26 protein-coding genes are annotated in these 23,076 nt (G+C 60.9%); 9 read left to right on the plus strand and 17 right to left on the minus strand.

Annotated elements, in window-relative coordinates:
- The first annotated feature begins 2 nt into the window (after nt 1–2).
- Nucleotides 3–185: a hypothetical protein gene (locus tag VM554_10525; GenBank protein ID HVJ08810.1), complete on the plus strand. Its 183-nt coding sequence runs from the start codon at nt 3–5 to the stop codon at nt 183–185.
- Nucleotides 179–1,147: a tRNA (adenosine(37)-N6)-dimethylallyltransferase MiaA gene (gene miaA, locus VM554_10530; protein HVJ08811.1), complete on the plus strand. Its 969-nt coding sequence runs from the start codon at nt 179–181 to the stop codon at nt 1,145–1,147. The genes VM554_10525 and miaA overlap by 7 nt, the downstream gene beginning before the upstream one ends.
- A 129-nt stretch (nt 1,148–1,276) precedes the next feature.
- On the opposite strand, the gene VM554_10535 is transcribed toward miaA, so the two are convergent.
- The 4 genes from VM554_10535 to VM554_10550 all read right to left on the minus strand — a co-directional run bounded on the left by VM554_10535 (nt 1,277) and on the right by VM554_10550 (nt 5,892).
- Nucleotides 1,277–2,257 (minus strand): Ig-like domain-containing protein, encoded by a 981-nt coding sequence (locus tag VM554_10535; protein HVJ08812.1) that lies wholly within the window; start codon nt 2,255–2,257, stop codon nt 1,277–1,279.
- A gap of 643 nt (nt 2,258–2,900) precedes the next feature.
- On the minus strand, nt 2,901–3,545 hold the full coding sequence (locus VM554_10540; protein ID HVJ08813.1) for a general stress protein: 645 nt from the start codon (nt 3,543–3,545) through the stop codon (nt 2,901–2,903).
- A 55-nt stretch (nt 3,546–3,600) separates the two neighbouring features.
- Nucleotides 3,601–4,167 (minus strand): BON domain-containing protein, encoded by a 567-nt coding sequence (locus VM554_10545; protein ID HVJ08814.1) that lies wholly within the window; start codon nt 4,165–4,167, stop codon nt 3,601–3,603.
- 390 nt (nt 4,168–4,557) lie between these two features.
- On the minus strand, nt 4,558–5,892 hold the full coding sequence (locus VM554_10550; protein HVJ08815.1) for an SGNH/GDSL hydrolase family protein: 1,335 nt from the start codon (nt 5,890–5,892) through the stop codon (nt 4,558–4,560).
- Between the two features lie 185 nt (nt 5,893–6,077).
- On the opposite strand from VM554_10550, the gene alr reads away from it, so the two are divergent.
- Nucleotides 6,078–7,325, plus strand: a complete 1,248-nt coding sequence (gene alr, locus VM554_10555; protein ID HVJ08816.1) for an alanine racemase — start codon at nt 6,078–6,080, stop codon at nt 7,323–7,325.
- A 93-nt stretch (nt 7,326–7,418) separates the two neighbouring features.
- Here the strand turns inward: alr and VM554_10560 are convergent, their stop codons facing one another.
- The 3 genes from VM554_10560 to lpxC form a co-directional block, all read right to left on the minus strand.
- Entirely contained in the window at nt 7,419–8,525 is a 1,107-nt protein-coding gene (locus tag VM554_10560; protein ID HVJ08817.1) for a Gfo/Idh/MocA family oxidoreductase, read from the minus strand.
- Nucleotides 8,526–8,533: 8 nt separating this feature from the next.
- The gene (locus VM554_10565) at nt 8,534–8,755 is read right to left on the minus strand and encodes a hypothetical protein (GenBank protein HVJ08818.1); all 222 of its coding nucleotides are present in this window, start codon (nt 8,753–8,755) and stop codon (nt 8,534–8,536) included.
- A gap of 83 nt (nt 8,756–8,838) precedes the next feature.
- The gene (lpxC, locus tag VM554_10570) at nt 8,839–9,750 is read right to left on the minus strand and encodes a UDP-3-O-acyl-N-acetylglucosamine deacetylase (GenBank protein HVJ08819.1); all 912 of its coding nucleotides are present in this window, start codon (nt 9,748–9,750) and stop codon (nt 8,839–8,841) included.
- A gap of 197 nt (nt 9,751–9,947) precedes the next feature.
- Between lpxC and VM554_10575 the strand changes: the two genes are divergently transcribed.
- Together VM554_10575 and VM554_10580 are read left to right on the plus strand one after the other, a co-directional pair.
- Entirely contained in the window at nt 9,948–11,105 is a 1,158-nt protein-coding gene (locus VM554_10575) for a M20 family metallopeptidase (protein HVJ08820.1), read from the plus strand.
- A 71-nt stretch (nt 11,106–11,176) separates the two neighbouring features.
- The gene (locus VM554_10580) at nt 11,177–11,326 is read left to right on the plus strand and encodes a hypothetical protein (GenBank protein ID HVJ08821.1); all 150 of its coding nucleotides are present in this window, start codon (nt 11,177–11,179) and stop codon (nt 11,324–11,326) included.
- Between the two features lie 9 nt (nt 11,327–11,335).
- On the opposite strand, the gene VM554_10585 is transcribed toward VM554_10580, so the two are convergent.
- From VM554_10585 to VM554_10600, 4 genes are all read right to left on the minus strand, one after another.
- Nucleotides 11,336–11,950: a Maf family protein gene (locus VM554_10585; GenBank protein ID HVJ08822.1), complete on the minus strand. Its 615-nt coding sequence runs from the start codon at nt 11,948–11,950 to the stop codon at nt 11,336–11,338.
- Nucleotides 11,951–12,116: 166 nt separating this feature from the next.
- Complete coding sequence (locus VM554_10590; protein ID HVJ08823.1) at nt 12,117–13,061, minus strand: isoaspartyl peptidase/L-asparaginase; 945 nt, start codon at nt 13,059–13,061, stop codon at nt 12,117–12,119.
- A 100-nt stretch (nt 13,062–13,161) separates the two neighbouring features.
- Nucleotides 13,162–13,884: a CDP-alcohol phosphatidyltransferase family protein gene (locus VM554_10595; protein HVJ08824.1), complete on the minus strand. Its 723-nt coding sequence runs from the start codon at nt 13,882–13,884 to the stop codon at nt 13,162–13,164.
- A gap of 61 nt (nt 13,885–13,945) precedes the next feature.
- The gene (locus tag VM554_10600) at nt 13,946–14,431 is read right to left on the minus strand and encodes a GreA/GreB family elongation factor (GenBank protein HVJ08825.1); all 486 of its coding nucleotides are present in this window, start codon (nt 14,429–14,431) and stop codon (nt 13,946–13,948) included.
- Nucleotides 14,432–14,681: 250 nt separating this feature from the next.
- Between VM554_10600 and VM554_10605 the strand changes: the two genes are divergently transcribed.
- Nucleotides 14,682–15,206 carry a CarD family transcriptional regulator gene (locus VM554_10605; protein HVJ08826.1) on the plus strand — a complete coding sequence of 175 codons (525 nt, stop codon included), beginning with the start codon at nt 14,682–14,684 and terminating at the stop codon, nt 15,204–15,206.
- A gap of 129 nt (nt 15,207–15,335) precedes the next feature.
- Here the strand turns inward: VM554_10605 and VM554_10610 are convergent, their stop codons facing one another.
- Both VM554_10610 and ruvX read right to left on the minus strand, forming a co-directional pair.
- Complete coding sequence (locus VM554_10610; protein HVJ08827.1) at nt 15,336–15,890, minus strand: flavodoxin domain-containing protein; 555 nt, start codon at nt 15,888–15,890, stop codon at nt 15,336–15,338.
- Nucleotides 15,891–16,050: 160 nt separating this feature from the next.
- On the minus strand, nt 16,051–16,557 hold the full coding sequence (ruvX, locus tag VM554_10615) for a Holliday junction resolvase RuvX (protein HVJ08828.1): 507 nt from the start codon (nt 16,555–16,557) through the stop codon (nt 16,051–16,053).
- Nucleotides 16,558–16,675: 118 nt separating this feature from the next.
- On the opposite strand from ruvX, the gene mltG reads away from it, so the two are divergent.
- On the plus strand, nt 16,676–17,659 hold the full coding sequence (gene mltG, locus VM554_10620; GenBank protein ID HVJ08829.1) for an endolytic transglycosylase MltG: 984 nt from the start codon (nt 16,676–16,678) through the stop codon (nt 17,657–17,659).
- A gap of 75 nt (nt 17,660–17,734) precedes the next feature.
- The gene (locus tag VM554_10625; GenBank protein HVJ08830.1) at nt 17,735–18,589 is read left to right on the plus strand and encodes a hypothetical protein; all 855 of its coding nucleotides are present in this window, start codon (nt 17,735–17,737) and stop codon (nt 18,587–18,589) included.
- Between the two features lie 243 nt (nt 18,590–18,832).
- Here VM554_10625 and VM554_10630 read toward each other — a convergent pair whose 3' ends face one another.
- From VM554_10630 to VM554_10645, 4 genes are read right to left on the minus strand one after another with little or no spacing between them, the layout of a single operon-like run.
- Nucleotides 18,833–19,249: an arsenate reductase ArsC gene (locus tag VM554_10630; GenBank protein HVJ08831.1), complete on the minus strand. Its 417-nt coding sequence runs from the start codon at nt 19,247–19,249 to the stop codon at nt 18,833–18,835.
- A 56-nt stretch (nt 19,250–19,305) separates the two neighbouring features.
- Nucleotides 19,306–20,400, minus strand: coding sequence for an ACR3 family arsenite efflux transporter (gene arsB / locus VM554_10635; GenBank protein ID HVJ08832.1), 1,095 nt, complete (start codon nt 20,398–20,400; stop codon nt 19,306–19,308).
- A gap of 10 nt (nt 20,401–20,410) precedes the next feature.
- Complete coding sequence (gene arsM, locus VM554_10640) at nt 20,411–21,241, minus strand: arsenite methyltransferase (protein ID HVJ08833.1); 831 nt, start codon at nt 21,239–21,241, stop codon at nt 20,411–20,413.
- Nucleotides 21,238–21,735 carry a MarR family winged helix-turn-helix transcriptional regulator gene (locus VM554_10645; protein ID HVJ08834.1) on the minus strand — a complete coding sequence of 166 codons (498 nt, stop codon included), beginning with the start codon at nt 21,733–21,735 and terminating at the stop codon, nt 21,238–21,240. The genes arsM and VM554_10645 overlap by 4 nt, the downstream gene beginning before the upstream one ends.
- 69 nt (nt 21,736–21,804) lie before the next feature.
- On the opposite strand from VM554_10645, the gene VM554_10650 reads away from it, so the two are divergent.
- Complete coding sequence (locus VM554_10650) at nt 21,805–23,061, plus strand: alpha/beta hydrolase family protein (protein HVJ08835.1); 1,257 nt, start codon at nt 21,805–21,807, stop codon at nt 23,059–23,061.
- Nucleotides 23,062–23,076: the final 15 nt, after the last annotated feature.

A 23,076-nucleotide genomic window follows, 5' to 3' on the forward strand; every position in this document is an offset into this window, starting at 1 on the left:
CCATGCGCCCACGGCTCCGGAATGCAGACTCCGGCCAGCAGACGGTACCGGCGGAGATACGGCTCGAACAGCGCCGCCGCCAGGTCGCCGGCCTTGCGCTTCTCGCGATAGCTATCCTCATCTTTAGCCTCTGGCGAGCCGGTCTCGCCGCCGTCTTTCCAACGGGCTGGTGGCGGCTATGGTAGGCGCGCATTCTCCTGAGCCTCTGGTTGTTGTGCTGCTGGGGCCGACAGCCAGCGGAAAGACTTCGCTATCGCTGGCCGTGGCGGAGCAATTTGCGGGCGAGGTGGTCAGTTGCGACTCCGTGGCCGTCTATCGCGACATGGAGATCGGCACTGCCAAACCCTCTCGCGCCGAGCGGGCGCGCGTGCCGCATCACCTGATTGATGTGGTTTCTCCGGCTGAGCCATACACGGCTGGCGATTACAGCCGCCATGCCCGCGCCGCACTTGCCGATATCACCGCACGAGGCCATCTGCCGGTTGTTACGGGAGGCACAGGCCTCTACCTGCGTGCGCTGGTCGATGGCCTGTTCGCAGGGCCGGAGCGTTCGCAACCGCTGCGCGATCGCCTGCACCGCATTCGAGCGCGGCACGGAGAGGGTGCGCTGCATCGCATCCTGCGACGCCTGGACCCCGCCTCCGCAGCCCTCATCCATCCCAACGACACGCCCAAGCTGATCCGTGCCATCGAGGTCAGCCTCCAGGCCGGAAAACCCATGTCGCAGGCCTGGCAGCAGGGCCGCGACCGGCTGAAAGGCTATCGCATCCTCCGCATCGGGCTGGAGCCGGAGCGGAAGGCTCTCTATTCCCGGATCAATCATCGCGCAGAGGAGATGTTTCGCGAGGGCCTTGTTGCGGAAACCGAGCAACTGCTCGCGAAGTATGGCGAAGATTGCCGCCCCCTGGATTCCCTCGGCTACAAGCAGGCCAAAGCGATTCTGAACGGCACCATGACCGCCTCCGAGGCCATTGCAGCCGCGCAGCAGGGCCACCGCAACTACGCCAAACGCCAAGGGACATGGTTCCGCCGCGAACCGGAGGTGCATTGGCTCCACGGCTTCGGGAATGAGGCAGAGATCCGCGAACAGGCGCTCGGCCTCGTCGAGCAGGCCATCGACCGCACAGCGGCAGGGGCCGCATCCTGAGATTTTCCGCTGTATTTCGCTTTCGGTATTTCGCTTTCCGGGTTTCGCGATCCGTTCCCGCGCAAGTCGGCCCATAAAAAGCGGCCAGCAGAGTCTTCCTGCTGGCCGCTTCTTTTCCGGTTGGATTTTCTAGTTCGTTACTGTCAGCGTAATCGGCAGACTGTGCACCACCGCAACATTGCCGTTGCTGGCGGAGGCGTAGACCGTCACCGTGCTCACTCCGGCCGGTGTTCCCTTATTCACAGTCGGCGGATGATGGTAGTAGCCGTATTGTGCCGAGCAGGCGCCCAGGCCCATTCCACCTGCGAGCAGCAGAGCGGCCAGGCTGAACATGCGGATTCCCGGCGTACGCTTGCGGACCGCTCCCAGCCCTGCCAGTGCCAGTACTCCCGGCATGACAAACGCAACCACAGGGAGTTTGCCGGTTGGCCTTGCCATCGCCGTGCCGCCCGTAATCGCTACCGTCTGGATATTGAGCGTGGTGACGATCGGCGTATTCTTGCCGTCCGGGACTACTGGTGACGGAGTAAACGTGCAGGTGGCCTCCAGAGGCAGCCCCCCGCAGGAGTAGCTGACAATCTGGTTGAATCCATTTTCCGGAGTCAGTTGAATCGTGGTCGTTCCGAACTGGCCTGCCTTCAGGGTCATTGAGGTTTGGCCCGTGGCGGCAATAGTGAAGTCGGGCAGCGCCGAGGTGACCGAATCCAGCGGACGAACCGGCGAAGTGGAGGGGGCAAAACTCGCCGTTCCCTCATACGCGGCTACAATCTGCTGCCTTCCCTGCGGAAGCGCATCCTTGGAGAAGGTGGCGAAACCGTTCTCGTCCAGCACCGCTGAGCCCAGCGACTGGTCCCCCAGCTTCAGGCTGACGCTGCCGCGAGGAACCGCGCTCGTCCCCACGCCCATCACGTGCACGGTGAACATCGATTGTGTCCGCGTGTCGCCTTCCTGCGTGGCAATGGAGAGCTGTGTGGTGGTCGCAGCGTGTGAAGCGACGGGTTCCGTGGCGGTCTGCGCCAAGGCATGAGGCGTCGTGATTCCGCCTTCGATCAACAGCCCGGCCACAACACAAGCTGCGGCGCAGATCCCCGCAACTGAGCGGCTTGCCATTCCAAACCACTGCATCCTGACTACCTTTCGCATCCGCACCCCATCGCCCATCTCTGGACTTCGATCTTATTCAAGGAGCACTGCCCAGACGGCAGACTCCCCGGCAGAAATTTTGAGCAGATCCACTCGATCCGGCATTCGCTGCCGGGGCGCCCGTGAAGGAAAGCCCCGCGCGGCTCAGATCCACTCATACGGCTGAAGTGGAGCGATCCAGGCTCAAACTACCATTGTATCTGGCGCGGAGCCAAAACAGGAGGGAGCACAGCCGAAAGACACGGCAATTGCGTATCCGGCAGCGAACTATGGGTTGGCGGAGGGTTGACGGGCGGTTGGCGGGCGGTCTGAGTGGGGCGGTAGGTCTTGGCGTGTCATCCCGCGCTCAGCAAAGGGCAGGGGAAGGAAGAAGACGCAGTGTACTGCCCTGTCATTCTTAGCGCAGCAAAACGTTTGTTATCCCGAGCCAACTAAACCTTGCAACTACACCTTGTCATCCTGAGCGATATAACTTCGCTATTCCAAGCACAGCAAAACCTTGTCATCCTGAGCACCTGTTTTTCTTGTAGCAGCGCAGCAAAGGATCTGCTTCCAATGACCGACACTGGATCGACCCGTGCCCGGATCGACCCAGTTGTCAGCCCGTGGATCAGGAGGCCTTGGACCTGCCAGGGTCGATGATCTGGTCGCGATCGGCCTCCCGCTCGATCCGCACCGTCCGCTCGCTCGCGGTAGTTGAGCGGATAGGGGTTTTCTCGACTCCGTGTGTGCTGACGGATTTTTCACCCGACGACGAGATATCTTCTGCGCCGGCGGCTTTCAAAGCATCCTTGGCACGGGAGACTTCTTCCGAACTGTCGCAGTGAACGGACAGCAGAATACCTCCATTCTTTACGCGGCCTTCGTAGCGCTTGGCTTCATATTCCGGGATACCCATCCCCACCAATGCTCCGACAACGCCGCCCACCGCTCCTCCCACGCCCAGGCCGGCCAGGGCTCCCATAATTGGGCCAGCCGCGATCAGCGGACCTACGCCGGGGATTGCAAGAGCGCCCATGCCTGCAAGCAGGCCCAAGGCACCGCCGATACTTCCGCCTACACCCACGCCAGTAGCGGTCCCTTCAGGAGCCTTGGTGTTCTTCTCCGTTGCAAACTCGTGGGTGCTTTCGTTATCTGCCATCAGGATGGATATGTCCCGGCTGGGAAATCCTGCCAGGGTTAGCATGTCAACCGCAGCCTCTGCTCTTGCGCGATTGGGGAAGATGCCGAAAGCTGCTGTATTGGTTCCTGCCATATTGATTCTCCTTTGGTTGCTCGAACGTGACCGGACCAGCCTGATTGCTGGTTGGCTATTGCTTTACCGTGAGTTCGTTCGTCACCTTATCCGCGCTGCCAGCTACTTCAGCGGCCTTGGCAGCCACACTCTGCTTCTCTTCCTCGGAGTTCACCGTTCCCCTCAAGGTCACCATTCCATCCTGCGTAGCGATCTTTACGTTGTGCGCAGACATGGAAAGAGACTTATCCGCAAGAAGCGAGCGACGAATCTTCTTCGTCATCATGCGGTCCGAGGCCTTGTCCGTGGGCTGCGCGGCCATTGGCTGGGCAGCGTTTTGGTTCTGCTGTGTATTACTCGGAGCCTGACTTTGCGGAGTCGCCTCCGGGGTTGTGCTTGGCGGTGTAGCTTCCGGCGCCGTGTTTTGTGGCGTGGTTTCAGGAGTCTGCGGCGCAGTCTCCGGTGTCGCGGTCTGCGGCGAGTTCTCCGAAGGGGTGTTCTGCTGCGAGTTGTCAGGAGCGGTAGCGGGTGGAGGGCTGCTCGGTTCCTGCGCGAATGTTGCGCAGGGCACAGAGGAAAGTGCCAATAGCGCCGCGGAGGCGACGAAAGGCTTCTTAAATCTCGTGAGTTTGCGAATTGTCATCGGATACCCCATGAGTAACGCGAGCGAAGCCTCTCTCCAGATTTCTTCCGTCTCGCGATACGTGTGTTCGGCAGTGTCTTCTGCCGGATGCTCCGAAACCGAGGGGGATCTTTCCGCACGCCCCGATTTCGCGCTATCCAATGCTGGGATGCACGCATACCCGCTCCTGTTGGCAGGTAAGACGTGCAATATAAGCGTAATATTTTCAATTATTTGTAAGATTTACAGCGGACCGGAAAGTAGCTAAAGAGGCGACCTTCGCCATTGGCGCATCAAAGGGAGGTCTGGGCGAGCAGCCAGAGGCAAAAAGAAGAAGGGCTGAGCTGCCTCGAAGTTGTCGGCTTCGAAGGCACTCAGCCCTTATGTTTTTTTCTGCCACGGAGGAAGGAATCAGCGGCGGAACATCCACTCCACAGCCTTGCCTGCCTCGGCGCTGATGTGTGAGGGCACGGCCGCTCCATGCATGAGATTCGGCGGGAAGAGAGGATCTGTAGCGGCGACCGCTCCCACGTCCACCACCGGAATCTTGGTTCCCAGTGCAGCGTTCATTGTCTGGATGAAGGCATTCGCCGTGATGGCATATCCAGTGTTTGTCGGGTGGATCCCATCGAGCGAGAAGAAGCCGCCGAGAAATCCGAAGCCCAACGGATAGCCGTTGATCACCGGAGGATGGAGCCGCAGATTGTTGGTCGCGGAGTAGACATCGACCAGCGTTCCGCCGCTGGCCGCGACCTGCTGGGCTATGACTGCGTTGTAGCTCTGCACCATTTGCCGCACCGCAGCGGCTTCACTCGCGTTCAGCGCACCGGCATCGTCCACTTGCGTCTTCTGCTTGCCCTGCAGAATCGCGGCTACCTCCGCCAGTCCTGTCGGGTTCACCAGATCGGTCGGCTGAATACCTGTGAGCAGGCTGAGCTGCGCCGCGGGAATCCCGGTGATCTGCGAGTACTCGCCCAGCACCAGTGCCCCTGGCGTCAGATACGCAACGCCGGTGACATCCGGAATGTTCGCTACGATCAGGTTGGCCCTGGTGTCGGTCTGCAGCCGCTGCATCAGCAGCGTAAATTGCGCCGTGAAGTCGCTGATCGAAGTCATGCTGGCAGGAGTGCCGGTAATATCGGCCACCAGCGCGTCGTTATTGCCAATCCACAGGAAGAGCGTGGTCGGGTTGAGCTGGTGCGCCCACTGCAACTGCGTGTACTGCACGCCCTCCTGGATGCCGGGGAAGCCGAGCACCAGGTAGGTAATCGTCTCCTCGCCGGTGGTGGGAATCAGTGACGGCGCGGTGTGAATGAGGTCGTTCAGCGTGTGTCCCGGCACGGCTACGTCGGTCGCCTGCAGCTTCAGGTCGTCGCGCCCTTTGCTGGTGCCGCTCGCCGGTTGGACCACCGGCGGAGGCCCAAGGCTGGCCAGTTGCAGCACGGCGGGAGCCCCGGGTGGCGCAATCAGCGGCAGCTCGATGGAAAACTTCGCCTGCTCCGCGACCAGGCTGGCGAAACCATGGGGTTGCTGCGTATCCAGCAGCGAACCGTTCTGAAATCCAGCCGTCAGCGAATCCCCTAGAAAGACGACATTGCTGAAATTTCCCGCGTTTTGCGCGGGAGATCCGCTCAGGGTTGGGGAGGAGAGCTTGTCGCCGCAGCCGCTGATCCCAAGCAGCATCAGGCAGGCGAGGAAAGACCGGGCAATCAACCGCTTTGTCCAAAAATTACTGGCAGTGCTCACTTGGGGGCCTCAATTGGGAAACGTTGCAGCGAGGCAAACTCCAACTCACTCCAACCGCGCGAGTTTCCTTGAATGCAGCGGCACCTGTCAAGAGGGGCGGGGATTCAGAGAGTGTGCCCTCCACCGCAACAGGCTCCGCACCTGAAAAGTGGGCGCGACAATTCGTTTAAGATGAAGCTTCCAACATGTCTACACGTCCAACCTGGGTCGAAATCTCGCGCCAAAGTCTTCTCGCCAACTATCACTTCCTGCGCCAACTGGCAGACCGGTCCGCTGACCTGCTGGCGGTCGTCAAGGCGGATGCCTATGGCCATGGGCTGGAGCACTGCGCACCGATCCTGGCGGACGCAGGAGCGGAGTGGCTGGGCATTACTTCTGTCGAAGAAGGAGTTTGCACTCGATCTTTATGCCCCGGCCCGCAGCGCATCCTGGTGATCTCGGGCCTATGGCACGGCGAAGCAGGAGCGGTGCTGGAGCATGACCTGACGCCGGTTGTGTGGGAGCACTTCCACCTGGACGAGTTGGAGGCCGCGGCGGCGCAAAGGGGGCTCGGTCCGCAATCGGTTGCCGTGCACCTGGAGATCGACACCGGGATGGCCCGTCAGGGAGTGGCGGCTCCGTATGTCGGAGCGGACGGGCAGAGAGTTACCGATGCGCCGGAGCTGAAGCGTGTGCTTGAGCGGTTCCATCCCCAGTCCCCGCTGCGGCTCGAAGGCATCATGACGCACTTCAGTGCGGCGGATGACCTGGTTTCCGGGCAGTCCGAGCACCAGATGGCGCGCCTGGCAGCGGCGCTCGAGTACGTTGCCGCGGCTGGATTGCAATTTCACTGGCTGCATGCGGGAGCCTCCGCCACGCTGCTGGACGGGCAGGATCTGCCCGCCATGGCGCAGTTGGCGTCCAGTGCAGGAGCGCGCCTGATGCTGCGTCCCGGCCTGGCGCTCTACGGATATAGCCCCCGCTTCTCTCCCCCCCGTCTCTCTGTCTGTGGCGAGCCTGGGGGCGAGTCTGGGAGCGAGTCTGCCGGGCACCTGCAGCCGGTACTCACGTGGAAGACTCGCGTGGTTTCCATGCGTTCGGTTCCTCCGGGCGAGGGAGTGAGTTACAACGGCACCTTTCGCACCGAACGCCCGACGCGGCTGGCTCTGCTCGCCGTGGGCTATGCCGATGGGCTGAACCGGCTGCTCTCCAACCGCGCCAGCTTTCTGGTGCGCGGCGAACGGGCTCCGATTGCGGGAAGAATCTGCATGGACCAGTGCCTGCTGGATGTGACCGATATTCCCGCGGTAGAGATCGGGGACGAAGTCACCATTCTTGCAGGAAAAGAGACGGGCGCCATGGACGCAAGCGACCACGCCGACCTCCTCGCCACCATTCCCTGGGAGGTGCTCTGCGATATCGGCCCCCGGGTTCCGCGTCTGCTCGTCGACTAAGCATCTCCGCTTAAGCGAAGCAGCAAATTAAGCGAAGCTGCAAAGGGGAGCCTCGTTCCCCTGCTGTGCCGCGAAATTCGTGACGCGGAATTTTTAGAGGTGGAAGCGGTTCAGGCCGGTCCGGTCCAGGTGCGCAGCGATGGCGCGATTGATCTCCAGCGCGAGGGCCAGTGCCGCGCGGCCGTCTTCGGCGGAGACTCGTGGCCGGCTCCTCTCGCGCACCGCAGCCAGAAACGACTCGATCTCCAGCCGTAGCGGCTCCCCGGGCGCGATAGCAGGCTTTTTGAAGGACAACCCGGCTGCAAGCGACGGAATGGGCAGCGAAAAATCTGGCGCCGGACTCGGGTTTGTTCCCGGGCTGGCTCCTGGGTTTGTTCCGAGATTGGCTCCGCTACCGGGATTGGTCTTATCGACATTGATGACCAGCAAATCTTTGCGTGCATAGTCGATCGAGACATACTGCCGCGGCTGGAAGAAGCGCAGCTTGCGGACCCGCTCCGTGCTGACGCGGCTGGCGGTAAAGTTGGCCACCGCGCCGGACTCGAACTCGAGCCGGACATTGGCGATATCCACCCTGGGCGACAGGATGGGCAGGCCAACGGCCCGAACCTCGCGAACGGTGGAGCGCGCGAAACTGAGCACGATGTCGAGGTCGTGGATCATCAGGTCGAGAACGACATCGACGTCGAGCGCTCGCGGCGTAAAGACGCTGAGGCGGTGAACCTCAAAGAACATTGGGCAGTTCAGGTGCGGCTCAACCGCCGTGATCGCGGGATTGAAGCGCTCGAGGTGCCCCACCTGGAGGATGCGGTGCCGCGTTGCCGCAAGTTCGACCAGCGCATCCGCTTCTTCCAGCGTGGCCGCAATGGGCTTCTCCACGAGCACGTCGATCCCGGCGCGCAGCAGAGCCGACGCTACCGCAAAATGCAGGGATGTGGGAACGCAGACGGAAGCCGCATCGATCCGCAGGCCGGGCGCGGCCAGGCACTCTTCCACGTGAGCGAAGACGGGCACGCCATACTGCGCCTGGAGCGCGGCAGCCCGCGCCGGATCGGGTTCCACCACCGCGGCCAGAGCGACCGGCAGCCCGGCGTTCTGGAGCTCGCGATAGACGCGCACATGATTTTGGCCGAAAGCACCGGCTCCAAAGACGGCGACGTTCAGGATGGGGTGTTCCGTGGGTGAGCCGGTGTCTGGCAAGGCTCGCGCTAGCGCGCCTCTCCCTTGCCTTCGACCACGCCGAGACAGCGGGAGTAGAGCTCGAGCAGGTGGGTCACCTGGTCTTCCGGCTTGGTGGCGGTTGAAGGTACAAAGCCGGTGGATGGCGCCGCAGCGCGGCCAATGCCAGTGGTGCCGGCAACAAACTTGAGCAGGTCGAGCGCAATATCCTCATTGCGGCGTGCGACGGCGAAAGGGGGAACCTGTTCCATGAACTCCTCCGAGCCGATGCTACCAAACTTTGCGGAGGAATGCTGTGCAGGACACGCCCGCCTGGCGAGGGTTCCGGCAGGGCTTATACCCGGGCCAGCGTGGGAGCCTTGGCGTGGGTCGGCTTTGGCTGGTCGAAGGGCAGGTGGGCCACCTCCCAGGTAGAGCGGTCGCGGCGCAGGCGGGAAACCAGTGCCGTGTGCATCGCGTGACCGGCGCGTTCGGCTACCACGCGGCCCAGGATACAGTACTCCGCCAGCGCCAGGTCCCCGATCAGGTCCAGCACCTTGTGACGAACAAACTCGTCGCGAAAACGAAGCGGCCCATTCTCCACTCCGGTCCTGGTCACGATAATGGCGCTCTCATTGGAGACACCGCGGATGAGCCCCATGTCGCGCAGCTTCTGCTCGTCTTCTTTGAAGCCGAAGGTGCGAGCCGGAGCAATTTGGGAGCCGTAGGTACCCGCGCCCAGGTCAACCGCGAAGCTGTGCCGGCCGATGGGCGAGGGGAAGTCAATGGCGTATTCGATGGTGTAGCTGTCGCCGGGGTAGATGCCGATAAATTTATTGCCGTCGTGGACCTCTACCGGCTTGAGGATGCGCAGGTACTCCCGCCGCCGCCGCTGCCTGCTGAGTCCTACCGACTGAAACGCCTCCACATAGGGCAGCGCGCTGCCGTCGAGGATGGGCAGCTCCAGGTTATCGAGTTCGATAATGACGTTGTCGACGCCCATGCCCGTCAGGGCCGAGAGCAAATGCTCGGTAGTGGAGATGAGCACGCCCTGCCGCATCAGGCTGGTGGCGTAACTCACCTTGGCCACGTTCCGCCCGGTGGCAGGAATCTCAAAGTTGTCGAGGTCCGTGCGGCGAAAGACGATGCCCGATCCGGCGGGCGCAGGCAGCATCCGCATATGAACGGGCGCACCGCTGTGCAGGCCGACTCCGGAGAATTCAAGCGCCGCAGCGATGGTATGTTCGAAGTGCTGAAGTTCCGCCAAAGGCCAAAATCCTTGCGCACGCTGCTGCGAGCTGGCCAGCAGGGATGCAATCTGGATATGAGACTACCCGCCAAAACGAAACTTTCTGTGTGTCAGTTTTGACACACTTTTTGCACGGGAATACCATTTCACGCCAGCATTGACCCCTAAAGATTCTTTTATCCCCAAGCATCCACACACGGATCGGAGGACCGGGAATGAGACAGGCTATCGAAGTCCCAGCACTGCTTGCGGAGGCCGTCAGGCGGGAGAAAACCCTGCTGGATCTGCTGGCAACGCTCGTCCGCACCGAGTCGCCGAGCGAGAACAAGGCTGCCGTCGACGCCTGTGTCGCGCTCGTCGAGCGCAGGTGCACGGAGGCAGGCGCCAGCACGCGGCGCTATCGAAACAAGCAGCATGGCGACCTGCTGCTGGCGCGCTTCGGTCCCCCGGCACGAGGCCGTAAACCACTGATGCTTTTGGGGCATCTTGATACGGTTTGGCCTCTGGGAACACTACAGAACATGCCCTTTCAACTGCGGGATGGCCGCGCCTGGGGTCCGGGCGTGCTGGACATGAAGGCCGGTGTGGCGATGGCGCTTACCGCGTTGGAGATTCTGCAAACCAGGCAATGGTTTTCGCGCCCCGTTGTGCTGTTGTTGAACAGTGAAGAGGAGACAGGGAGCGAGGTCTCCCGGCCCGTGACGGAGAAGATTGCCAGCGCGAGCGAGGCCGTGTTTGTGCTGGAGCCGGCGCAGGGGCTCGAGGGCGCCTACAAGACGGCACGCAAGGGTGTGGGTACCTTCCGGTTGCAGGTCCGGGGAGTTGCGGCCCATAGCGGCCTGGATTTTGAGCGTGGGCACAGCGCGATTCTCGAGCTGGCGCATGTCATTGAGAAGGTTGCCGGGTTTACCGACCTCAAGCGCGGCATCACGGTCAATACCGGCGTCATGGCCGGGGGCACGCGGTCGAATGTTGTCGCCGCCGAGGCGTGGGCGGAAGTGGATCTTCGCATTGCCCGGCGTTCGGATGGCACCCGGATCGAAAAGCGCTTTCAATCGCTGCGTACCAGGGATAAGCAGTGTGTGCTGACCGTCGAAGGCGGACTGAACCGGCCCCCGATGGAGCGGACCGCTGGCACGGTGAAACTCTTTCGGCGCGCCCAGGCATTTGTCTCGCAGATTGGCATTGCGCTCGAAGAGGCATCTTCCGGCGGCGGCTCGGACGGCAACTTTACCTCTGCATTAGGGGTTCCTACGTTAGATGGGATGGGAGCAGTAGGCGAGGGTGCGCACGCGGCGCATGAATCGATTGTGCTGGAGCACCTGGCGCCCAGAACGGCGCTGCTTGCAGCCATGATGGCAAACCCGGGCTAGAAGTGGAAAATACAGGCACCAAATAATACAGGCGCCAAATATAGACGCAAAATCACCAGGAGCCAATTCTTATGTTGAAGTTTATTGAGGCTGGATTGCTTGCAGTAAGTGTTTTGGTATGTATTGGGCTGATTGTGACCGTGCCCGCCCGCCGCAAGACCCGAAAGGAAACCGAGGCCGCCCGCATCGCCAACGATGCACCGGAGACCGGCCGGTCGTAAATATAACCCTTATCCAGCGCTGCTCATCAGGCTGGCGGAGCGCTTCAGGCGGCGATGCATGCCCTCGATCAGATTCGCCACGAGAGACAGCGGCAATCCCACTACATTGAAATAGCACCCCTGAATGCGGGGAATCCAGCGGGCGGCATAGCCCTGGATGGCATAGGCTCCTGCCTTGTCCATGGGTTCGCCGCTGGCGACGTATGCCTCGATCTCAGCAGTGGAGAGCGTCTGCATGCGGACGAAGGTCACTTCCGCCGCCGCTTCCATTCCCGCGCGGGAGAGAAGGCAGACTCCGGTGATCACCTGGTGCGTGCGCCCGGAGAGCTGTGCGAGCATGCGTGCGGCGTCTGGCCTGCTGGCGGGCTTCCCGAGGATCTCGCCATCGACCACGACGACCGTATCCGCGCCGAGTACGAGCAGCGGATTCTCGGCGTCGTCTAGGGCGGAGTGTTCGTCGAAGACCGCCTGGGCCTTTTCCCGCGCCAGCCGCGTAGCGAACGAGATAGCGTCTTCGCCAGGTTGATGCTCCTCCGGAACCGAGGACGGAAGGACACGAAACTCAAAGCCTGCCTGGGTAAGCAATTCCCTGCGGCGCGGCGAAGCGGATGCGAGCACGAGCATAGAAACAATTATGGCTGAGAAAACGCTTCGGCAAAACTGTGCCGCAAAACGATCTTGTCAGGGTTCGCTTGCCAGGGTTCGCTTGCCAGGGTTCGCGCCTCAGGGTTCGCACCGCTGAAGTGCTCTGTGCCGCTGCGATGACCAGCTTTTGCCAGCCGCCCGCTGGCTAACTTCGCACGGTTCCGGTTTGGATGCTGCTGGCCGTCGCCACTCCCCAGGCCATGCGGGGCGTATTGTGGGCGATGCCGTAACGGCCGTCCGGCCCCAGCAGAAGGATGCCGCCGTGGCCGTTGAGGCGGCGGTGGAGATAGTCGATCGCATCCTGCGCGGATCGATCCGGCGCAAAGCCATCCGCTACACGATCCACTGCCCACTTGCCCAGCACGAGCTTCATAATCGGCTCGCCCCAGCCTGTCAGCGAGGTGGCTGCGCTCAGGTTGTCGGCATAGCCTCCGCAGCCGATGATCGAAGAATCGCCCACACGGCCGGGAGTCTTGTTCAGGGTGCCGCCGGTTGAAGTGGCCGCGGCGAGATTGCCAAAGCCGTCCAGGGCCACCGCGCCTACGGTGTCATGCGAGGTGTAGGTGGGCGGTTCCTGCTCCGAGGGCGGGCCGGAGAAGCTCTCATCGGGGAGCCCCCGCATCGCCAGCAGATGCGCTTCGTCCAGCCGCCGGCGCTCGCGGTCCAACACCAGATCGGCGTTGTCGATGAGCTTGATGCCGTGAGCCCGGGCAAACTCCTCTGCGCCTGCGCCCACAAAATAGACATGCGGGCTCTTGTCGAGCACCAGGCGCGCGGCATGAATGGGGTTGCGGATACGCTCCACGCAGGCCACCGCGCCAGCCCGCAGGTTCGACCCATCCATCAGCAGGGCGTCCAACTGCACGCGGCCATCGCGGGTAAGAAAGCTGCCGCGGCCGGCGTCGAAGGTATCGTCGTCCTCCATCATGGCGACCGCAGTCTCCACCGCATCGAGGGCGCGACCACCCTGTTGCAGCAGGGCATAGCCCGCGGCCAGCGCAAGGGAGACTCCCCGCTGGTGCGCGGCTAACATATCGTCGGGGATGGCCCACGCTCCGCCATGAACCAGTAGAACCGGCTTCGTATTCATAGGAATTCTTATCGTACGGGATGTGCGCGCAACAGGGGGAAGCATTTGCGCGAGACGAGCACAGTGCGAAGGCAGAGATCTGCGCGCTTACGAGTTTGGTCTAGGCGTTTGGGGCGGCGGTCTTCAGGTCTTGCGAAGCAGTGGCCACAGCCGGGGCGGCGGATTCCCTCTGGCGCTGCAGGACCAGGGGAGTCGTCTCTTTTACCGGGGCAAGGTGGCGTGTCTGCTGGTAGGTGTAGCGGATGCGGTGGATCACGGTGATGGTGGAGACGACCGCGAGCACCCAGAGAGCAGGAGCCATTACGCCCCAGCGATTGAAGAGCGCTCCCAGAATCACCAGCACAATCCGCTCCGGCCGCTCCATGAAGCCGACCTTGCAGCTTCCGATGAGTGCCTCCGCGCGGGCGCGGGTGTAGCTCACCATCAGCGAGGTAACCATGACGAAGGCAACCAGCCAGACGTAGAACAGGCGGTGGCCGCGAGCGTAGTACACCAGCAGGCCGAAGAAGAGCACCACGTCGCTATAGCGATCGATCACGGAATCGAAGAAGGCTCCGAAGACCGTGACCTGATCCGTCTGGCGGGCGACGCGCCCATCCACCATGTCGAAGATGCCCGCGCCAATAATCACCAGTCCCGCATACAGGAACATGCGCACATTGTTGTGCGCATTGGCGAAGCCGAAGAGCACCGCCGCGCCGGTGTTGATAATCAAGCCGATGAAGGTGAGTGCGTTGGGCGAGATGCGAGTAAGCGCAAGCCCATTCACGATGCTCTGCAGAATAACGCCGCAGCCCCGTCCGAATGCGCTGGTCCAGGTCATCGCGAGCTCCGGTGATTCGGAGATCCCATCGTCTTGCAGACTGGGAACCGGCTACACGGCTTCATTTTGCCTCTTCGTTCACTTCATCGTGGATGGTTACAAGCTTGAGAATCTCAAGTTCACGCTTGCCGTTGGGGGTCACAATCACTACGGTTTCCCCCACCTGTTTGCCGACGAGACCGCGGCCGATCGGCGACGTGGTCGAGATCAATCCCTTGCTCACGTCGGACTCTTCGCTGGTCACGAGCTTATACTCGATCTCTTCTTCCTTGGTGGAGTCGTATACCAGCACGGTGGATCCGAAGGCGGCACGATCCCTGGGAATGTTCGCCAGGTTCACCAGCGCAAGCTCACCCATACGAGCCTTCAACTGGCCGAGACGCGCGTTGACATAGACCTGGCGCTGCTTCGCCATGTGATATTCGGCGTTTTCGCTCAGGTCTCCAAGGGAGGCAGCCTTCTTGATCTCTACCGGCAGCTCATGCGTGAGCTCGTACTCGAGCTTGATGATCTCTTCCTGGAGCTTCTTTTTGATGTGTTCAGGCATGCAACTCTTTTATCCGCCCCGGCTGGAAGAACACGAGGCGCGTGTCTTTGACTGACCGTCTTTTCTGGCCCTACTGGATTATACGACGATCTGGCCCTATGGCGAGACTCCTGCGGGCAGGTGGCCCTCCATCCAGCAGGAGATCGTAACCCTTGACGGTCGTAACTTCAACAGCATATCCTCGGTCCACGTTTGCTTCTTGGTTACTCCCGCTAGTTAACGGCTTCATGCATAAAAACCTATGAGAAGCATGCCGAATTTTCAGGTTGGTGACAAAGTCGTCTATCCGAATCACGGGATAGGCATTGTGGATCAGATTTCAACCCGAACGAATGGATTCCAGGTAGAGCGCTTTTACATGGTGTCGATTAAAGCGAGCTCCCTGAAAGTGATGGTTCCGTGCGGTAATGTCCTGACGGTTGGACTGCGTCGCGTCGTTCGGCAGGATGAAGTGGACAATATCTTCGCGTTTCTGGGCGACGACCCGTGCAGCAATTGCAATGCGGACTGGAAGGAAAGATACCGCGAACATTGCGAAAAAATGAAGGCCGGTTCCCTGATGGAAGTGGCCGAAGTTTTGAAGAGCCTGCTGGTGCTGAATAAGAAGAAGCCTCTCGGCTTTCGCGAGCAGAAGATGCTGGAGAAGGCGCGCTATCTGCTGGTAAATGAGATATCCCAGGCCGTCGGCGGCTGCGAAGGAACCGTGGATGAGGAGCTGGTTACCTCCCTCGCGAGAGCGGAACTGAAGTTCCCGGACATCGTAGGCGAGGCTTAAAGAGCCTCGTCTGGCAACACCAGGCATCCAGCAGAGTCAGACATTGGATTCAAACCGGCATCGAGCCCTCTATGAGGCAAGATGCCTTTTTTGTCCTTGATTTTTGTCCTTGATCCGCTATCCGCACCATTAACTCTCCTGTTTTTTGTCGGTTACAGATTCATCGCCCTGTAGCTTCCCCACCAGGCCTTCTGCCCAGGCGCGAATTCCCGGCCAGTCGCGAAGGTCGCTCGCGGCGACCTTGCGGAAAGGACTGGCAGGCAATTTCAGCAACAGGCTATCGGGAAAGCGCAGGTTTGCCGGATCGTATTTGCCGAGAAACACCTCCGTCGCAACCGGCGACAGCCAGGAGTAGCCGGCCAGCGCCTTGTCGAGCGCGCTGCGCGCCGCCTTCATCTCTGCTTCTTCCGGGCGCAGCGGGCCCAGCGCAAAAACGGCGACCGGGCGCGTGATGAGGGCAACACAGTGTTGCGATAGAAAGCGCAAAGCATCCTTGTGCCACTTGTCGTAATAGATTGGCGCACCCAGCACAACCGCGTCATACGGCACAATCGAGGTGACAGTGTGTACGGGCAGAGCTTCGGCTATCAGCCCCCGGTCGCGGAGCGTTTTGGCGATCGCGTCTGCGACCTCCTGCGTAGAACTGTAGCGGGTGGCATAGGTGACGAGAATGGATGATGACATGACTGGCTCCCTTGCCGCGCCATCCGGCGGCTTGCGGTAGACGCGCCAAACCAGCGGGATCAATGCAGCGGAGCGATTGTAGGCGAGTCGCAGCGTCTTTGGAACGTGCCGCCATCACATCGGAGTGTGTTGCCATTTTTAGGAGTGAGCGGGTTCGCCGCTAGCTTTTGTTCCCGGCATCCCGCGCTTCGCGTGCCAGGTTGTTGGCGCGGGCGTCCAGAAAGCTTTGCAGAATCAGGACGGCGGCCACCTGGTCCACCACCATCTTGTGCTCCGCTCCGGGGCGGCCAGCCTCATGCAGCAGCCGATGGGCCTCGGTCGTCGTCAGCCGCTCATCCCATAGGGAGATGGGCAAGCCGAACTCCTGCCGCAGCATTTCGGCAAAGGCCTGAGCCTTAACGGCCTGCGGGCTGAGGTCGCCCGACATATACAGCGGATTGCCCACCACAATCTCCGCGCAGGCATACTTGCGCAGGATTCGTGCCAGCGAACGGAGATCCTGCCGGCGATTGCTGCGGACCAGCGTCAGGACAGGATGTGCCGTTTGGCCACGTTCATCGGAGACCGCCACGCCAACGCGCCGGTCGCCCACATCCAGACCAAGGATGCGTGGGACGGGGGCTGATTCGGGGACTGATTCTTCGGCTTGGGAGAGAGGCTGGTCCACATAGGAATCTTAAGCTACCGCCCATACGTCTACGTAGTTATAGGAGAATCAACCCGCCATCATAAAATCAATCAAGTGGCCCGGGCTGGGAATCTAAGAAATTAAAAGGCTGGATTGAGTGCGACGTTTTTTCCTATTAGTCATTCTGGCGGCGTTGGCAGGCGCGGCCTACCTCCTGCTTGCGCCTGCAGGCCCTACCCACGAGACGTTCGTGGATTTTCCGCCTGGAACCTCGGTGCGGCAGATGGGAGCCCTGCTGGAAGAGCACGGAATTATCCGCAGCAGGTATGCATTTCAAGTGGTGCGGCTGGCCGAGCGAGGGACGCTGAAGGCCGGGGAGTACCGCTTCGATCATCCGGCAACGGTGCTGGAGGTCTATGACCGCCTGCGCCGCGGCGACGTGTTCACCCGGTCGGTGACGATTCCCGAGGGCGCGAACATGTTCGACGTAGCCGAGCGGCTGGAGGCAGCGCAGCTCGGGCCGAAGGAATTGTTTTTGCAGGCCGCGAACCGGGACGTGCAACTGGTTGCCGATCTGGATCCCGACGCGCCGACTCTGGAAGGCTACCTCTTCCCCGACACCTATCATCTGCCGAGGAAGGCCACTCCGGACCAGATCGCGGCGGCGATGGTGAAGCGCTTTCGTGCAGCCGCTGCTTCGATGGGGCTCACGCGGAACTTTCACCAGGTGGTGACCTTGGCGTCCATCGTGGAGAAGGAGACTCCGCTGGAGTCGGAGCGCCCGCTGGTGGCTAGTGTCATGGTGAACCGGCTGGAAAAGAGAATGCCGCTGATGACGGACCCTAGCGTCATTTATGCGCAGTTACGCGAGGGGCGCTACCGGGGAACCATCTACCAGTCGGATTTGGCCTATGACTCGCCCTACAACACCTATCGGCATGCAGGCCTGCCACCCGGCCCCATTGCAAATCCCGGCGTTGCGTCGCTCAAGGCCGCCATGTCTCCGGCTGCTACGAATTACCTATACTTTGTCGCGGCCTCGGGAGATCCCTCCGGCCACTCGCGATTTGCAGCGACCCTGGAAGAGCACACACAGAACGTTCAGGCTTATCGCAAGACGCTACACAACGGAAGCCGGTAACAGGGGCGGCCGGTAACCTGGAAGTTATACTTGTTAACAGAGCTGAAAAGATTGAACAGACGATGGATGGGGGCAATGGCGCTGATCTTTCCGGCTTTGACCGGATGCCTGAGCCACACCCGAAAATTGCAGGTGCCGAAGCCACCGTCGATCGTGCTGGCCGCCAAGGCGGACGATCTGGTGGATCGCGTGAATGCGCAGTTCGCCTCCATTCAAACGCTCACCGCTACCGTGGAAATGCAGGCGCAGGTGGGAGGCGCCCGCAAGGGAGCGGTGACCGACTATACCTCTTTCCGCGGGTACATCCTGATGGAGAAGCCGGCAAAGCTGCGAGTGCTCGGCCTGGTTCCGGTACTGCACACCCACGCCTTTGATTTAGCCAGCGACGGCAAGATCTTCAAGCTGGTGATCCCTCTGAAGAGCAAGGCCATCGTCGGCACCACCAAAGTTACAAAGAAATCGAAGAATGCCCTGGAGAATATGCGTCCCAGCCTGTTCTTCGATTCCCTGCTGATCCACGACATCTCTCCGGACGAACTGGTTTTTGTCACCGGGGAGAGCCGCATCTATCCCGACCCTGAGCGGAAGCAACTGCTGGAGGAGCCGGTTTATGACCTGGACATCGTGGAGCGCAAAGCAGGAGGGAAAGATCTGATGTTGAAGCGCGTCATCCGCTTTGGCCGCGTGGACCTGATGCCCTTTGAGCAGGACATCTACGACCAGGACGGCAACATCGAAACGCAGACGCTCTATGGGAAATATCAGACCTTCGGCACGACCAGGTTCCCCGGTGTGGTGACCATCCGCCGGCCCCTGGAGGAGTACCAGATCACGCTGACCATCGAGAAGTTGACGTTGAACCAGACTCTCACTGAGGACCAGTTTGAGCTGAAGATCCCGGAAAACATACCCATCCAGCAATTGGAGTAGATCCTTCGCTGCGTGTTGGTCACAACAAGCAGGTCCTTCGCTGCGTTCAGGATGACAAATCTAAGGTTTGAGGATTGCAAATAAGGCTGCGCATGGGATGACAAATCTAAGGTTTGGGGATGACACATAAGGTGCGTTCAGGATGACAAATCTAAGCGAACTCCCACCTATGCTTGTCATCCTGAGCGCAGCGAAGGACCTGCTTTATAACGCGAGGGCCCTGCTTCTCGCAGCAAAGACCTCTTAGCCCGCCTTCTCCACCAGCTCCTTCACATGATCCCGAATCTGGTCGCGCACCCTGCGGAAAAAGACGCGCCGCTCCTCATCCGTGCCGGTGGCATCGGCAGGATCCTGCAACGACCAGTGCAGCCGGATGCTTGGTCCGGGAAAGATCGGGCAGGACTCCTTCGCGTTGTCGCAGACGGTGACGAGATACGCAAAGTGCGTGCCCAGATACTCCGATGCATCCTTGGACCATTGGCTCGCGATGTCGATGCCCGCTTCGCGCATCACCTCAACCGCCATCGGGTTCAGCGTGGAGGGCCTGGTGCCCGCGCTGTGCGCTTCAAACCTGTCACCGCCCATGGAGCGGAGAAATCCCTCAGCCATCTGGCTACGGCACGAGTTTCCCGTGCAAAGAAACAAAACCTTCGTCTTCATAACAATCCCTTTTTCTGGAAGAAACACTGCTGCTCTGGTTGATGGGAAACGCAGCCTTAACGCTTGTATGCAGGAGCGCACACTGGCTGTACGTCAACAGATTGCGGATTGGCAAAGTATTTGCGCTGGAAGAAAAACGCTACATTCACCAGTGCGATCATCACCGGAACCTCGACCAGCGGTCCGATCACCGCTGCGAATGCTGCGCCGGAGTTGATGCCGAAGACGGAGACCGCCACGGCGATGGCTAGTTCGAAGTTATTCGACGCGGCCGTAAAAGCCAGGGTTGTGGTCTTCGAATAGTCCGCGCCCACCTTCCTGCCCAGGTAGAAGGACACCAGAAACATCACCACAAAGTAGATCAAGAGCGGTACCGCGATGCGCAGCACGTCGAGCGGCAGGCGGACAATGTAGCTGCCCTTCAGCGAAAACATCACCACGATGGTGAAGAGCAGGGCGACCAGCGTCAGCGGGCTTACGCGGGGAATGAAGTTGGTGTCGTACCAGCTGCGCCCCTTGGTGCGGACGAGCACGGTTCGGGTAAGGAATCCTGCGAGGAAGGGGATTCCCAGGTAGATGAAGACGCTTTTTGCAATCTGCGCGATCGATACGTGGACCACCATTCCGTGCAGGCCCAGCTTTGCGGGCAGCACGGTAATGAAGATCCACGCATAGAGCGAATAGAAGAGGACCTGGAAGACGGAATTAAACGCCACCAGCCCGGCGGCATACTCCGTATCGCCCTTCGCCAGTTCGTTCCACACGATCACCATGGCGATGCAGCGCGCGAGCCCAATCATAATCAGCCCGGCCATGTACTCCGGATAGCCGCGGAGGAAGACCACCGCCAGCACAAACATCAGGATTGGCCCGATGACCCAGTTCTGCAAGAGCGACAGCCCAAGGACCCGCTTGTTGCGGAAGACCTCGTGCAGCTCCTCATACCGCACCTTGGTAAAGGGCGGATACATCATCAGGATCAAGCCAATGGCAATCGGAATCGAGGTTGTGCCGAAGCTGAAGCGATTCAGAAACGGAACGATGCCCGGCGCAAGCCAGCCGGCAGCCACGCCGACGAGCATCGCGGCAAAGATCCATGCCGTCAGGTAGCGATCCAGAAATCCCAGTCTGCGTGTCGCAGTCTCTGCCATGTCGCGCCTCTTACTTTCTGCCATGCAGCTTGATGGAGACGACTGCCTCTGCCGCCTGCCGAACCAGCTTGTCGGGATTCTTCAGCGAAGCCACCGAGACAGTCGATCCGCAGCAGGAGGTCCTGCCCTCGCCAAAACCCTCTGGCGCCAGCACCTTCACCAGGTCCGAGCCATAGGCCATGCGCGGAATCGAGAGATCATGCAGCCCCGCCGCCAGGGCAGTGCTCAGATAGTCCGTCAGCAGGCTGGCCCCGGAGATGCAGCCCACGTAGGCGCTGATGTCCTTGGCAACCGCCTCGGGCAACTGCTTCAGCAGCACAATGTCGCTCACCGCGAAACGCCCGCCCGGCTTCAGCACGCGCGCAATTTCACGGAAGACGGCAGGCTTGTCCGGCGACAGATTGATGACGCAGTTGCTGATGACATAATCCACCGACGCGCTCTCGATGGGCAGATTCTCGATAAAACCCTTGCGGAACTCCACGTTCGTTGCGCCGCGCTTCTCCGCGTTCTGCCGCGCCAGGGCCAGCATGTCGTCCGTCATATCGACGCCGATCACGCGGCCTGTTGGGCCTACGCGATTCCACGCAAGAAAGGCATCGAAGCCCGCGCCGGAGCCCAGATCGACGACCGTCATTCCCGGAGCGAGCTCGGTCAGTGCCAGAGGATTACCGCAGCCGAGACCAAGATTGGCATCCCCCGCCAAGGCCAATTCTTCCTCGCTATAGCCAATGGACTTGGCTACATCCGCCACCGGGGCCGCACAGCAGGAGGATTCCCCGCGAGCAACCGCGGCATAGTGCTCTTCCACAGCAGTAGTAAGCATCGCGTTGTCTGTCATTCCGTCTCCTCGATTCTTGTCAGTTTTGCTACCGGTGCGTTCAGCGCGCAGCAACCGGCCGATTCAATTGCTGTGTTCAGGATTTGCAGCGCGCTCAGGACCTCCGTTCGCCGCTGCTCTGGGATGGATTCCATAATCTGGCTGGTTCGCTGCCGCATCAGCCCATCGAGCTGCTTGCGCGTGCGACGGCCCTCCGCCGTGATCCGCACCAGGGCCGCGCGGCCGTCAGCCTGGGCTCCACGGACCCGCTCCACCAGTCCACGAGCCTCCAGCTTCTCCAAAATGCGCGTCATCGCGCTGGGCGTGATGCCGGAGATGGCCGCCAGATCGGTGAGGCGGGCGCCCTCCCGGGCCACCAGCGTGCGCAGAATGGCGCATTGCCGCTGGCTCAGGCCATCGCAACAAACTTCATCGGGACCTACCTGGCCGAGGATTCGCCCCAGCCGCTCCAGCTCATCCCACCATTGTTTGGTCGCTTCGCCGCTGATATCCATGGCAAGAGACTAGGCCGATATGCTTGCTTGCGTCAAGCAAATAAATTAAACCGCTGGTAAACTGTAGTCATGTTGAAGGATCTCTATGCCCGGTGGATGTATGCGTGGGAAACCGCGCTTACAACGCGTGACTCGAACCGTGTCGTACGCCCGCTGGAGTGGGGATTTGAGTGGCTGGACGACTTTGTGAGCAGCCAGGGGCTGGCGTGGGAGGTCTACGGCCCCTCCGGCGTGCCGCCCACGGACATGGAGGCCGCCGAGCAGTCGATGGCCGCGCTCAACCAGGCCGTTATCGACCGCAGCGACGACTATTACGGATATACGACGCCCGAGGACTTCCGTCTGGAGGAGCGCTATCCGCAGCTCTTCCCCACCAATGTGCGCCCGGAAACTCTCGCGCTGGATGCAAAGCTGAATGAACGCGCCCGCCAGGGCAAGATGAAGCTCGCTGAGTTTCTGCGCTTTACCTCGCCGGAGCGGACTCCCCACCCCGAGAACGATCTCGTCAATGCGCGCTGGTATCCCGCATCGCCAGAAAAGATGGCGGGCAAACCCCGGCAGGCCATGATCGTGCTGCCGCAGTGGAATGCGGACGCCTTCAGCCATAACGCACTGTGCACCTTGTTCAACCGGTTTGGTATTTCGGCGCTGCGTCTCAGCAAGCCGTATCACGACATCCGCCGTCCCGCCGAGCTTGAGCGCTCCGACTACGCCTGCAGCGCCAACATCGGCCGTACGCTCTCCGCCTGCCGTCAGGCTGTGGTGGATATACGCTCCTCCATCGACTGGCTGGAGCGGCAGGGATATGAGCAGTTCGGAGTCCTTGGCACGTCGCTCGGCTCCTGCTATGCCTTTATCGCCGCGGCGCACGATCCACGCATCCAGGTCTGCGCCTTCAACCACGCCTCCACGTCCTTCGGAGATGTGGTCTGGACGGGCCAGAGCACCCGTCATATTCGCGCTGCATTTGAGGGTTTGGTGACGCGGGAGAGCCTCTCCCGCCTGTGGGCCGCCGTCAGCCCCATTCACTACATGGATCGATTTGCCTCCATGCCGCGCAAAGTCCTGGTTGTCCACGGAAAGTACGATCTCACCTTCCTCAACGAGTTCTCGCTGCAGGTGGTGGAGAATTTCCGCACACGCAACATTGACTTTGTCGATCGCGAGTTGCCTTGCGGCCACTACACGCTGGGCGAGACGCCGTTCAAGTACATGGATGGATGGGCTCTCGGCTCTTTTGTCTACAACTCCTTCAAGCACCTCGCCAGCAATCCCTACCCGGCGCAAGCCTTCGAAGCCCAGGCCGAGGAATTTGCCTCCCGCTAAGGTCGAGGCGTATCG

It is taken from the genome of Acidisarcina sp. (genome assembly GCA_035539175.1).
In the GTDB taxonomy this organism is placed as follows: domain Bacteria; phylum Acidobacteriota; class Terriglobia; order Terriglobales; family Acidobacteriaceae; genus JANXZS01.